The sequence below is a fragment of the Pontibacter sp. T17 genome, from assembly GCF_057219875.1.
On the sequence record NZ_JBXVVW010000002.1, the window covers coordinates 820600 to 833475 of the forward strand.

Here is a 12876-nt window from a genome sequence, read left to right on the forward strand (position 1 = left end):
CCCGACGTGACACCTTCACCACTGATTCGCACCGCACTGCCTGACGCCGAGGCAGTCCGCATCCTCTTTGACCGCTTTCACCGCCTGCGCGTGCTGGTGGTGGGCGACCTTATGCTCGACCGTTACCTCTGGGGTAAAGTGTCCCGCATTTCGCCCGAGGCGCCCGTGCCGGTGGTGGATGTGCACCGGGAGGAAAACCGCCTGGGAGGTGCCGCCAACGTAGGCATGAACCTGCGGGCACTGGGCATAGAAGCTGTGCTCTGTGGCACTATCGGCACTGACCGCGACGGCGAAATCTTCCGGCAGGTAGTGCAGGAATGTGGCCTGCCCGACTACGGCCTGCTCAACCTGACAGATCGCCGCACAACCGCCAAAATCCGTGTGATTGGCAACAATCAGCAGATGCTTCGCGTAGACCGTGAAGATTCTTCGCCGCTGGCACCCACGCAGGCACAGCTGGTACTGGACCACGTGATGCGGCTGCTGGGCGAACACCGCTTCGACGCCCTCATTTTCGAAGACTACGACAAAGGCCTGCTCTCAAAAGACATGATAGAGCAGATAACCCGCAACGCCCAGAACCGCGGCATACCCGTGATGGTGGATCCGAAGTTCCGCAACTTCTTCTCCTACCAGCAGAGCACGGTGTTCAAACCCAACGTGAAAGAACTGAACGAGGCCCTGGGCACCACCTATGACCGTGGCGACATCGCAGGCCTGAAAGCTGGGGTAACCCTGCTGGCCGAACGCATGCCCCATCAGCAGACCATGGTAACCCTGAGCGAACATGGCGTGTTGGTGCGCGATGCAAAAGGAGACTTCCACCACCTTCCGGCTCACATCCGCCAGATTGTGGATGTGTCCGGTGCAGGCGATACCGTTATCTCCGTGCTGACAGCCTGCATGGCGGCTGGCATTCAGCTGCCTGCAGCTGCCGCCATCGCCAACCTGGCAGGCGGGCTGGTGTGCGAATCGGTAGGTGTGGTGCCCATTGACCCTGCCCGCCTGCAATTGGAAGTACTGGAACACCTGCGGAACGACAACTGACTGTGCGTATAGAACCCTTTCTGGCCCCCGGCCTCCGGATAGAAGATACTCTGGAAGACGGCCGTGGCCTTGCGCGCCTGGATGGCCGCGTCATCTTTGTGGAAGGTGGCGTGCCCGGCGATATAGTAGATGTATGGATCTACGGCAAGCAGCGCCGCCAGCTGCTGGGCCGCGTACAGCAGCTGGTGCAGTCCTCGCCTGACCGTGTGACACCCGAGTGCCAGCACTTCAGCGCCTGCGGCGGCTGCAAGTGGCAGCATCTGAGCTACGAAGCCCAGCTGGCCTTCAAGGAAAAGCAGGTGCGCGATGCCCTGCAACGCATCGGCGGGCTGGAGAATGTGCCCGTACTGCCCATTCTGCCCGCCGAGCAGCCGTACTTCTATCGCAACAAACTGGAATTCACGTTCTCGAACCGCCGCTGGCTGACACGCGAACAGATGCAGGCTGGCGAGCAGGCCGATGTGCCTGGCTGTGGCTTCCACGTAGCAGGCGCTTTCGACAAGATTCTGCCCGTAGACCGCTGCCACCTCCAGGACGACCGCATCAACCCTGTGCGGAACGCCGTAGTAGCTTTTGCCACTGAGCAGGGCTGGCCTTTCTACGACCACAAGCAGCAGCAGGGCTGGCTGCGTAACCTGGTTTTCCGGACCTCGCGGGCTACTGGCGAGATATTGCTGATGCTGATTGTATCAGAGCCCGATACCGACCGGATTAATCTGTTGTTTCAACATCTGGAAGCCCGCTTCCCTTATCTGACCTCGCTGCTGTGGCTGCACAACTCAAAGAAGAATGACAGCTACAGCGACCTGCAACCCGTAGTATGGAAAGGCCCGGCAGGCATCACCGAGCAGTTGTTTGACAAACGCTTCTTCGTTTCGCCCACTTCCTTCTTCCAGACGAATACTGCACAAGCCGAGCGTCTGTATGGCGTAGTACGCGAGTATTTTGGCGACCCTGTTGTGCACGCGTGGGACCTTTATTGCGGTGCTGGAAGCATCGGCATTACCCTCGCTGACAAGGCGCAGAAGTTTCTGGGGATAGAGTATGTGCAGTCTGCCGTAGAAGATGCACATGTCAACATAGAACTGAACAAACTCTCAGGCTATACATTCATTGCCGGAGATATAGCCAAGCTGCTGACCGACGATACCACTCATACTTATGGGAAGCCAGACGTCATTGTAACAGATCCTCCGCGTGCCGGCATGGATGAGCGCGTTATTAAACAACTGCTTTCCATTGAATGTCCCAAAATTGTATACGTAAGCTGCAACCCAGCTACTCAAGCCAGAGACTTGTCCTTCTTGTCTGAAAAATACAAGATAGAAAAGGTTCAACCCGTGGACATGTTCCCACACACAAGCCACGTTGAAGCTGTAGCTTTGTTGACGTTACGCCTCTAAGCGCATTAATTAAAGGGGCAACAAGAGGGAGAAAGTAGTGCCCTTCCCCTCCTCGCTATCAACCATGATGTGCCCTTCGTGCATATCAATGATCTGCTTGGCAATGCTCATACCCAGGCCCGTACCCTTTTCTCCTTTGGTACCGGTACGCTGAATCTTGTTGAACTTGTCGAAGAGTCCGGGGATGGCCTCTTTTGGAATGCCGATGCCTGTATCGGAGATAAGAATGGCGGCGTAATCTTTTCCCTCATGCTGCATGCGCTTGAGGGCCAGGGTAATCGTACCACCACTGGGCGTAAACTTGAACGAGTTGGCGAGGATATTGTTGACGCCTTGGCTCAGCTTGGCGCTGTCGGCCAGGGCAGTCAGCGACTCCTCTATGTTCAGCACCAGTTTCACCGACTTGGTAATGGTCAGCGGCTCGAACTGCGCATTGAGCGAGCGGAGGAAGGTTTCGAGATTGAGCTTCTCCTTGTTCAGGTGCGAGGTACCACTCTCCAGTTTCGCGAGATCGAGAATGTCGTTGACAAACTTGGTGATGTTGGTGGCGCTGGAGCTGATGAGCTTGGCGAACTCCACCACCTGATCGGCGTCGGCGGCAACATCGCGGTCCTGCAGCATGGCGGCCAGAGAGCCGATACCGGTCAGCGGGCTACGGATGTCGTGCGAGACAATGGAGATGATCTCGTTCTTGTTGGCATTGACGTGTGCCAATTGGTCGTTGGCAGCAATGGTCTCCTCAATCTGCTGCGACAGCTCCTGGGTGCGCTCTGCCACCTTCTGGGCCAGTTCTTCCTCGCGGCGCTTCAGGTCGTCAATGATCTTCTGGTTCTGGGCACGCAGACGTGCCAATACGTATTTAAGCACAGCCTGCATGGCCTCAGCGTGCGGCAGGACGATGCGATAGAAGTCGGCCTGATCGAGGCGGTACAGACGTGTGGGCTCCAGCGCAGTGACGGTAGCCGAGCGCGGTTCGGTGTCGAGCAGCGAAAATTCGCCTACCACTTCACCTGCACCCAGTTCCGCAATGGTAAAGTCGCCATCGTGCACTTTCACCCGTCCGGTTTCCAACACGAACATGCAATCGCCAGGCTCACCCTTGCGAGTCAGTATGGCCCCAGCATCTACCGTCTGTTGCTTGAGCGCTTCAGAAAGCTGCTCCAGAACGGCTGTTGGGGTGTTATCAAAAATCTTGACTTGCTGCAGCAGGGGCAACATAACAGGTAGGCGGGTAGAGAGAGGTGAGGAGTGGGTGCCGTTAGGCTGCAAATCCGTCAGCTAACTTACGTCAAAACTGGCGACGGCGGTAGTCAGTTTCCCGACAAGCCATTTCCTGTGGGTCGGGGTCGCCATTCGATGGCCTCCCACAAGGCCTCACCCCCCACCAGCCCTTCGGCATCGGCAGCATACTGGGGCTTCAGCCTGTCGACAGTGTACATCATTACTTTGCCTTTGTTCTTGGCATCAACGAGGCCCCGCTCGGTGCATTCGAAATAGTCTTTTACGAACTCGTAGGTAGCCGCCGAAACGTTCACCTTATCGACTTCGCCGCTGCTCTCCATGCGGGCAGCCAGGTTCACTGCATCGCCCCAGATATCGTAAGCAAACTTCTTGGCACCAATAACCCCCGCTACCACACTGCCTGTGTGGATACCCAGCCGCAGCTTCCATTGGGGGCCATCCAACATTTTACGCTGTGCAGCCATGATTTTCTGCATCTCCAGGCCGGCGAGGACCGTTTGAATCGGGTTGTTGAGGTTGGGTTCGGGCACCCCTCCTGCGGCCATGTAGGCGTCGCCGATGGTTTTGATTTTCTCCAGACCGTATTTCTCGGTAATCATATCAAAAGCCGAAAAGGCACGGTTGAGTTCTTCAATCAGCGCCTCTGGCGACAGTTTCTCGGCCACGTGGGTAAAGCCCACAAAGTCGGTAAACAGCACTGTCACGCGTGGGTAGCTGTCGGCAATAATGGAGCGGGTGATACGGCGAATGTCGCTGTCGTCCAGGCGATTCTTCTGAACGAAGCGCTTACGCTCCTCGCCGTCCAGACGCGCCAGGGCATTGCGCATTTCCAGGTCGCTGGCCAACTCCTGCGGCAGAATGCTGTAGAGAAGCTCTTTGGCCTCCTGTGCCTTCTCGGCAGCCAGTGCCTCCAGTATCTCGTTGCGCTTCCGTAGCTGAGCCGTGCGGTAACGGACCACCAGCCACGACAGCACCCCAAACAACACCACCAGCCCTGCAATCAGCGGCCAGAGGTACTCCTCGAGAAACGAAGTGCCAACGGAGAGCTGATAGGTTGTGGCTTCGGCCTTTTGGTCCAGCGAGTTTCGGGCGCGGATTTCCAGTTTGTAGGAACCAGACTCCAGCGGAGGCAAATTCAGGTAGGGGTCGTCGCTCCAAGGCGAGAAGTCGGCAGAAGTGCCTTCGGGAGCTGGCGAAATGCGCCAGGAGAACTCGGCTCCATCGGCAGACCACACGCTAGGGGCCGACAACAGCAGCTGTACAGCATCGCCTGAGGTAGCCCACTTTTGGCGCTGGTTGTCGGAGGGCATGCGCAGGGTATCGCCGCCACTCACCACACGGGCCACTATGGCCTTGAAGCCAGTTTGGTTCACGGCTTTGGGCGCAACAGCGCCCCGGATGACACGCCCATTGCTGGCCATCCACCACTTTTCTATCTGCGCACTGAAGGCCGGCACGCTGCGGTCAAGCACCCGTGTGATGGGCCAGGTCTCTACCGTTTCAAGGCCCTTGGCACCCATTTTGCCGCGCAGCACACCGTCGGCCGTGAGGGCAAAAAACTCGCCGCGGCGAAAGTTTCGAATGGCCGTGATGACATCGCCGGGCAGGGTGCCTGCGGTTTTCTTGAACCGTACGCCGTCGTAGACCCACAGCTCGCCCTCGTATTGCAGCACCATGTCGTTGTTGATGCGCGCCAGCGTGAAGCGATCGGCTACCTCGCCGGGAATTGCCACATCCTCATCCGCTTCGGCGGCACCGGCGTCCAGCTTCACACGGTGTATAACCTGGCGGTCGGTGGCGTACCAAAGCACGCCATTGCGGTCGAGCGCCCAGTCGGTGATGGGGTCACGGACATCCAGTACTTTCTCGGCACTCTCACCAGAAATGACAAAAAAGCCAGTAGGAGTCGAGGTCAATAGACGCCCAGGCCCAAACTGCTCGAGGCGGAAACACTTGCCCGAGATGCCACGCACTGCCTGCCAGGAATAGTCGTCCAGATAGGTAGTAGGCAGCGTTCGGTTGCCAAACTGGTTCTTGAAGAGCTCGGTATCGGAGTTGGCGCGTCCATCGATGAAGCTCTGGTAGCGCTTACGCACTTTCTGCTCTATGTCTTCGCGAGCGGCAGCAGCCTGCTGATTGGCTTTTTGACGCTGCTTCCGTTTCTCGGCCTCATAGTCCTTTATCCGCTGAGCCTCTGCCTCCTCGAACTTCTTTCCTTTGCCTTTGTACTTTACACGGTTGGCCTCTTTCAGGCGGTTGTACTTGGCGTCAACCTCGCGCATGAGCTTCTGCAGAATGTCGTCTGGGTTGGCAGCACGAGCCACTTCGCTCTCAATGTCGCGCTGTATCTGCTGTTCGTACTCGGCAGCAAGCCGGCGCGCCTGCTGCTCGCGGAAGCCATCTACCGACGACGCTCTGCCTGCTACGTTCTGCTTCACCAGCCGATACACCCCTGTGTTGGTGGCGGCGAACAACAGGTTGCTGGTTTCCTCTTCCACAACATCGTTGAGGGCGGTGCTGGGCAGACCAGTGTATACCGCCAGATCCGAAAGTCCCAGGCGCAACAACGCTACGGAAGCCCCTGCGCCATGTACCATCCACAGGTTCTCTGAGGCATCGGCTCCCAGTGCCTGAATGGCGTTGTCGGCCATACCGCTCTGGATGTTGAAGAGATTCTTGAGGCCACCATTGCGGGGGTCGATTACCAGCGCCCCTACCGTAGTACCAATGGCTACTTTGTCAGGGCCAATCCAGGCGGCAGACGACAGACTGGCCTGCTTAAAGTATTCCTGAACGATAAACGCCTCGGGGTGGGTGTACTGGAACTCGGAAAGAATGAAGCCTTTGAGCCAGAACAGCCGCCCGTCGGAGGCACCGATGAGGGTGGTGCCGGGGCGGTCGGAAGCGACAGCAAAACGGATGCTGGCCGAGTCGAGCAGCTCGCCGTGCGTCACTTTCTCCAGCTTGGTGCCATTGACGTGGTGCAGGCCCTTGCCATCGAGGTTGAGAAACAGGGCACCATTGGCCCCAAAAACACCTGTGAGGGCAGCCCCCTGATACCAGCTTTCCGGCAGAAACTGCGAGGGCTTCTGCGGCGTGAGACTCAGTTCCAGAATGCGGGCATCGGTGTAGGCAAAATACTGTGCCTGCTTAGGGTCTTTGCCTACAGCAGCAAAGCCCCTGACAGCCTGCCCACGCACTACTTTTCCCAAAGAATCGATCAGGCGGAAACGACCAAGCTGCGGCTCGGCATAATAAATACGCCCTGCTTTGGTACCCACCAGCAGGGTGTGATCGCCAATAAGCGAAACCGCGGTCACACTCTCTTTTTTCTTGCCGAATGAAAGTGTGAAGTGTTCCCAACTGTTCCCGTCGAACCGGACAATGCCTTCCTGGGTGCCGAAATAGGCAACGCCTTCGGGTGCAACAGCCACCGTGAGCAACTGTAGCCCCTGGGGTGTGCCTTCGGGCTTGAGATTGCGGATGACGGGGTTGCCGGGCTGTGCCCACGCGTGCGGCGCCAGAAAGAGCCAACTGACGCAGAGGGTCAGCAGGAGCGAAAAAACGTGCTTGTTGTGGGTTTGCATGGCTGTTTGAAGATAGCCAGCAAAGCCCTTGGTTCGCCTGCGGTAACGAAGAAATAACCGACATCATGCGCGGCTGGTACGCACACGCGGGTCGATGAGGGGATACAGGAGGTCTACGACCAGATTGGTCAGTATGAAGATGCCCGCGGTAAAAAGACAGGCACCCAACACTACGGGATAGTCATTGGCGAAAAGGGCATCGACGGTGAGCTTGCCGATACCGGGCCAGTCGAACACGTACTCTACAAAGAAGGCCCCTGTGAGCAGCGAGGCAAACCAGCCTGACAGGGCCGTGATAACTGGGCCCAGGGCATTGGGCAGTGCGTGGCGCCACAAAACCCTGCGCTCTGAAAGGCCCTTGGCACGGGCAGTACGGATATAGTCGGCCTGGAGCACCTCTATCATGCCGCCGCGGGCCAGTTGAAACAGTAGTGCCATCGGGCGGATGCCGAGTGTGAGCGCCGGCAGCAGCAGGTTGCGCCAGTGGTACACATAGCCATCGGACAGTACGGCATGGGCCCGCACGTAACCCGAGAGGTTGAGGCCCGTCCACTCGTGCAGACTGATGGCCAGCAGCCAGGCCAGCAGCACTGCCACGAAGAAAGAAGGGGCTGAGACGCCCAGCACCGCGATGCCCGAAGCCAATCTGTCGGCCCAGGTGTCGCGGCGGGCAGCCGCCCACACACCCAATGGGATGCCCAGTGCCGCCGCAATCAGTATGGCTGATACTGCCAGCAGCAGCGTGGCCGGGAACCGTTCGAGCAGGAGATCCAGCACCGGACGGGCTGTTTGGTAGGAGCGCCGGAGATAGGGCAGCTTCAGCGCATAGGCACCGCCGTTGTCCAGCGTTGCCACTGGCAGACACTGACACTGCCCTGTCGCCATGCGGAGGGAGTCTACCGTCCCCACTGGGCTCAGGTCATTGAGGTAGCGCAGATACTGCACATGTAGGGGCGCATCCAGGCCCAGTTCGCGGCGAATGAGCTTGAGTGTGGCGGCATCGCCACGCTGGCCGGCCAACATACGGGCAGGGTCGCCCAGCAGGGAAAACACCAGAAACAGCAGCGTTACAATACCTGGCAGCACCAGCAGGGCAGCTCCCAGACGACGAAACAACAACTGCTGCATGGGGCGGCAGGATTAGCGGCTGCGGGTCGGCGCGTTGTACATGGCCAGTTTTGCCAGGCCCCAGCGGTGGAGCAAATGCCCGAAGCTGACACGCAGCACCCCCAGGCCGTAGATGACACTCCGCTTGAAGTTGATGGAGCTGGCCTCTTCGAAATATTTCGTGGGGCAGGAGACCTCAGCGATACGGTAGTCGCGCATGATGATCTGCGACAGCATCTCGTTGTCGAACACGAAGTCGTCGGAGTTCTGATGATAATCGATACCCTCCAGCACCTTACGAGTGAAAGCCCGGTAACCAGTGTGGTATTCGCTCAGCTTGTGGTTTACCAGCACGTTCTGCGTGAAGGTGAGCAGCCGGTTGGCAATGTACTTGTACATCGGCATGCCGCCCTGCAAAGCGCCTTTGCCCAGAATGCGTGAAGCCAGTACGGTGTCGTACAGGTCGCTGGCCAGCAGGTGCGCGATGCTGGGAATCAGCATGGGCGTGTACTGGTAGTCGGGATGCAACATGATGACAATGTCGGCCCCCAACGACAGCGCGGTATCATAGCAGGTCTTCTGGTTGCCGCCATAGCCCTTGTTCTGGTCATGGCGCACCACGTGGCGAATTCCCAGCTTGCGGGCCACCTCCACGGTATCGTCGGGGCTGTGGTCGTCTACCAGCACTACTTCATCCACAATGTCCAGCGGCACCTCGCGGTAGGTGCGCTCCAGCGTCAATGCCGCACGGTAGGCGGGCATCACCACTACAATCTTCTTTCCGTTGAGCATGCGCGACGAAGAAATCAGTTACCAGTGAAATTGGCCTTGCGCTTTTCCAGAAAGGCAGCTACGCCTTCGCGGCCATCGGCGCTGGCAATGGCCTGACCAAAGAGTTCACACTCAAGAGTAAAGCCGTCTACCTTGGGGTTCTCGGCACCGTTTACCGCCTGCAGAATGAGTGAGGCTGCCTTGCTGCTGTTGGCCAGAATACGGTTAGCAAGGGCAATGGCAGTAGAAACAAGGTCTACCTGCGGGCACACGTCGTTGGCGAGGCCTATCTGAAGCGCTTTGTCTGCATCAATCATATCTCCCGTGAGGGCCATCTGAAGTGCATGGCCACGACCTACCAGGCGGGTAAGGCGCTGCGTTCCGCCATAGCCGGGAATGAGGCCAAGCTTGATTTCCGGCAGGCCAAACTTGGCATTTTCAGCCGCCACCCGCAGGTGACATGAGAGGGCCAGCTCGCATCCGCCTCCCAGCGCAAAGCCATTTACCGCTGCAATAACCGGCTTGGTAGAACCCTCAATTTTCTCAGTAAAAAAGCGATGTACCCGCTTGCTCTGGGCCACCGCTCCGGGGCCGTCTAATTCCTGAAATTCCGAAATGTCGGCACCAGCGACAAACGCCTTGGGACCTGCGCCAGTGAGCACGATAGCACGGGTAGCCGAGTCGGCTGCGGCGGCATCAAACGCGGCTTCCAACTCGCGTAGAACGGTCTGGTTCAGCGCATTGAGCCGGTCGGGGCGATTGACGGTGATGAGACGAACAGCACCATGCTGCTCCACCAGAAGCGTTTCAAATGACATGCCTGCTTGGAAATTAGGGCCTGCAAACTACGCAAACCCTACCAAAGTCAGGCGCCGGCAATGCCCTGCTGCTGGCTGCGAGGGCCGCTGGGAGTGTTGTCTACTGCTTCAATGCGCGACTCGGCAAAGGCACCTTCGGGCGTGAACTCGTCCACGATGCCCTGTATATCGCGAATGGACTGGTAATGCTCCTCGGTTTCGAAGAGCACCTGATCGATGGCGCGGGTAATGTCGTCGGGGTTCTTCAGCGTGATGGACTGCTCCAGCAGGTAGTTCACGGTGTCTTCCAGCATAGCGATCTGTAGCTGGGCCACCTGCAACTGCTCCTTCACCGACACATTCTTCTCCTTGCGCTTGGCGATGAGGTCGAGGCGCTTGCGGTACAGTTCCTGCATTTTGCCGGTAGAACCCTGCATCTCGGTCTCCATCTGGCGCTGCTGACCTTCCAGGCGCTGAGCCGACTCACTTTCAAGAAACTTTGTGAACCGGTCGATGTCATAGAGCAGTTCTACATAATAGGCTTCGAGCGCATTAACCTTGGCAATGTACGAGTCCATGAAGGCGCTGGAACTGCCAGTACCAATGTTCTTGGCCAGATTGTCGCTGATCTGCTGCTTTTTGCGATAAAGCTCGGTATACTTCTCAAGCGACGACTTGGGCAGCTGGGTCAGATACTTGAGAGCGCGCACCTGTTGGTCTACCTGTGCCGTTTGGGTGTGGCGCTTGGAATTGACAGCACGAATGAAACGCTTGTTCAGGGGCATAAAGCCCAGATACAGCATTTCGAGACCTGCACCTAGGAAGGCAAAAGAGCCTACAATGGAACCTGGCAGGTCCAGCGTAATACCTGCCACCGTACCCACCAGCAGGCCTACGAGATAGACCAGGTTGGGGGTAAGGGTAAAGGCTTCCTTGGTGTAATTGATGAGACTGTTACGTTTCATGGAGAGGGCGCAGGCCGCGGTAGTAGTCTAGTGGTTCAGGCTTCGTCTTCTGTCTTGCCATCCTTGCGTTTCACGACATCAATTCCGCGGAACTTCTTGTCGTCCACGTTCTTATCGAGAAAGTTATTGATTTTCTGGACGTCGAACGTAGAGATGATTTCGCCGAACTCGTTTATGCGGATATCGAATCCGTTGAGTTCAGGATTCACCTGTGGCGTTTCCTGCTGTTTGGGCTTGCGTGCCATGGTGTAAGCGTGGGGTCGGAGGAGAGAAGGTACAACAAAGAGGGCCAATCGCCTAAAAAGGTTGCGGCCCTCTCAGGTAAACGTACGGAATCCGCCGTTGGTACACCCCCCTTATGCGGCAGGGGTGCCCAGGGCAGCCACCGCAGCCTTAAGTCGGGCAACTGTGTCCTGCTGGCCAATGATGGCCATGATTTCGAACACCCCGGGGCCAAATGGCATACCCGTGAGCGCCAAACGTGCACCTGCCAGCACCTTGCCGGGAGCAGTGCCCAGGCCAGCGGCGGTCTCGTTGAAGGCAGCTTCCAGGGCAGCGGGCGTCCAGTCGGCATGGGCAGCCAGTTTATCGGCCAGGGCAGTCACGAAATTGGCCGTCAGGGCGTTCCAGCGCTTGGCCTTCATGTCGGCATCGTACTCGGTAGGGGCGGCGAAGAAGTAGCGGCCCATGGGTACGAACTCGTGCACGAAGCTCACGCGGTCTTTCATCAGCTCGATGACATGTGCCAGCTTGTCGTCGGCCATCACCGGCAGCCCTTCGGCAGCCAGTTGCTGCTTCACGGTGTCGAGGTAGGCACTGGCGGGCTTCAGTCGCAGATAGTACTGATTGAACCACAGGCCCTTCTGGTAGTCGAACTTCACGCCACTCTTTCCTACTCGCTCCAGTGAGAAGAGTTCGATGAGACGATCCATGGACATCACCTCCTCGTCATGGCCGGGGTTCCAGCCCAGCAGGGCCAGGAAGTTGATAACGGCTTCGGGCAGGTAGCCGCTCTCGCGGTAGCCACTGGCCTTTTCGCCGGTCTCGGGGTTCTTCCACTCCAGCGGGAAGACCGGGAAACCGAGCTGGTCGCCGTCGCGCTTGGACAGCTTGCCGTTGCCATCGGGCTTCAACAGTAGAGGCAGGTGCGAAAACTGGGGTGCTTCCCAGCCAAACGCCTGATACAGCAGCACGTGCAGCGGTGTGCTGGGCAGCCACTCTTCACCCCGGATGACGTGGGTGATTTCCATCAGGTGGTCGTCTACGATGTTGGCCAGGTGGTAGGTAGGCATGCCGTCGCTCTTCAGCAGTACCTTATCGTCGAGCTGCGAGGTGTTGACGGTCACCCAGCCGCGGATGAGATCCTGGAAACGGACGTCCTCGCGACGGGGCATCATGAAGCGGATAACGTAGGGCTCGCCAGCTTCCAGACGGCGCTTGACTTCGTCTTCTGGCAGCGCGATGGAGTTCTTCATGTGCTCGCGCAGGACGGCATTGTACTGCGGGCTCTTGATACCAGCGGCTTCGCCACGCTTGCGCATCTCGTCGAGGTCGGCCTCGGTGTCAAAAGCGTAATACGCCCAGCCTTTGGCAATGAGCTCTTCAGCATACTGGCGATACATGGGTTTGCGCTCGCTCTGACGATAGGGCGTATGGGGGCTGCCAGGGATGTGCGGGCCTTCGTCGAAGGTGATGCCCAACCATTGGAGCGCCTCAATAATATAGGCTTCGGCCCCGGGCACATAGCGCGTCTGGTCGGTATCCTCGATACGGAGAATGTTGACGCCGCCGTGGTGACGGGCGAAGAGATAGTTGTACAGCGCAGTACGTACCCCGCCAATATGGAGGGCACCGGTGGGGCTGGGGGCAAAGCGCACCCTGACAGGTCGAGACATGATAATCGGCAAAAACAGGCCGCAAAGTTAGGGTAAAACGCAGCGAAACAGGCAGATTCCGG

General features: G+C 58.1%; 10 protein-coding genes. 2 read left to right on the plus strand and 8 right to left on the minus strand.

The annotated features are described in order from the left end of the window. The first annotated feature begins 6 nt into the window (after nt 1–6). A complete protein-coding gene (locus AC2D8O_RS11535) occupies nt 7–1047 on the plus strand; it encodes a bifunctional heptose 7-phosphate kinase/heptose 1-phosphate adenyltransferase (protein WP_484678974.1) in 1041 nt (346 codons plus the stop codon). 2 nt (nt 1048–1049) lie between these two features. Next, nucleotides 1050–2450, plus strand: a complete 1401-nt coding sequence (rlmD, locus tag AC2D8O_RS11540) for a 23S rRNA (uracil(1939)-C(5))-methyltransferase RlmD (protein ID WP_484678975.1) — start codon at nt 1050–1052, stop codon at nt 2448–2450. 9 nt (nt 2451–2459) lie between these two features. Here the strand turns inward: rlmD and AC2D8O_RS11545 are convergent, their stop codons facing one another. The 8 genes from AC2D8O_RS11545 to gltX form a co-directional block, all read right to left on the minus strand. Continuing rightward, a complete protein-coding gene (locus AC2D8O_RS11545) occupies nt 2460–3668 on the minus strand; it encodes an ATP-binding protein (RefSeq protein ID WP_484678976.1) in 1209 nt (402 codons plus the stop codon). A 92-nt stretch (nt 3669–3760) separates the two neighbouring features. After that, nucleotides 3761–7279, minus strand: a complete 3519-nt coding sequence (locus tag AC2D8O_RS11550) for an adenylate/guanylate cyclase domain-containing protein (protein WP_484678977.1) — start codon at nt 7277–7279, stop codon at nt 3761–3763. 63 nt (nt 7280–7342) lie between these two features. Further along, a complete protein-coding gene (locus tag AC2D8O_RS11555) occupies nt 7343–8407 on the minus strand; it encodes an ABC transporter permease (RefSeq protein WP_484678978.1) in 1065 nt (354 codons plus the stop codon). Nucleotides 8408–8419: 12 nt separating this feature from the next. Further along, nucleotides 8420–9178, minus strand: coding sequence for a glycosyltransferase family 2 protein (locus tag AC2D8O_RS11560; protein ID WP_484678979.1), 759 nt, complete (start codon nt 9176–9178; stop codon nt 8420–8422). 14 nt (nt 9179–9192) lie between these two features. Further along, nucleotides 9193–9975 carry an enoyl-CoA hydratase/isomerase family protein gene (locus AC2D8O_RS11565; protein ID WP_484678980.1) on the minus strand — a complete coding sequence of 261 codons (783 nt, stop codon included), beginning with the start codon at nt 9973–9975 and terminating at the stop codon, nt 9193–9195. 47 nt (nt 9976–10022) lie between these two features. Next, nucleotides 10023–10919 (minus strand): hypothetical protein, encoded by an 897-nt coding sequence (locus tag AC2D8O_RS11570; protein WP_484678981.1) that lies wholly within the window; start codon nt 10917–10919, stop codon nt 10023–10025. 35 nt (nt 10920–10954) lie between these two features. Further along, nucleotides 10955–11164, minus strand: coding sequence for a hypothetical protein (locus AC2D8O_RS11575; RefSeq protein ID WP_484678982.1), 210 nt, complete (start codon nt 11162–11164; stop codon nt 10955–10957). A 111-nt stretch (nt 11165–11275) separates the two neighbouring features. Next, on the minus strand, nt 11276–12814 hold the full coding sequence (gltX, locus tag AC2D8O_RS11580; protein WP_484678983.1) for a glutamate--tRNA ligase: 1539 nt from the start codon (nt 12812–12814) through the stop codon (nt 11276–11278). Nucleotides 12815–12876: the final 62 nt, after the last annotated feature.

Excerpts from the sequence above, each read along its gene's own strand:
- AC2D8O_RS11555 (WP_484678978.1), bottom strand. The coding sequence starts at position 8,407 with ATGCAGCAGTTGTTGTTTCGTCGTCTGGGAGCTGCCCTGCTGGTGCTG.
- AC2D8O_RS11545 (WP_484678976.1), bottom strand. The coding sequence starts at position 3,668 with ATGTTGCCCCTGCTGCAGCAAGTCAAGATTTTTGATAACACCCCAACA.
- AC2D8O_RS11550 (WP_484678977.1), bottom strand. The coding sequence starts at position 7,279 with ATGCAAACCCACAACAAGCACGTTTTTTCGCTCCTGCTGACCCTCTGC.
- AC2D8O_RS11560 (WP_484678979.1), bottom strand. The coding sequence starts at position 9,178 with ATGCTCAACGGAAAGAAGATTGTAGTGGTGATGCCCGCCTACCGTGCG.
- AC2D8O_RS11570 (WP_484678981.1), bottom strand. The coding sequence starts at position 10,919 with ATGAAACGTAACAGTCTCATCAATTACACCAAGGAAGCCTTTACCCTT.
- AC2D8O_RS11575 (WP_484678982.1), bottom strand. The coding sequence starts at position 11,164 with ATGGCACGCAAGCCCAAACAGCAGGAAACGCCACAGGTGAATCCTGAA.
- AC2D8O_RS11565 (WP_484678980.1), bottom strand. The coding sequence starts at position 9,975 with ATGTCATTTGAAACGCTTCTGGTGGAGCAGCATGGTGCTGTTCGTCTC.
- gltX (WP_484678983.1), bottom strand. The coding sequence starts at position 12,814 with ATGTCTCGACCTGTCAGGGTGCGCTTTGCCCCCAGCCCCACCGGTGCC.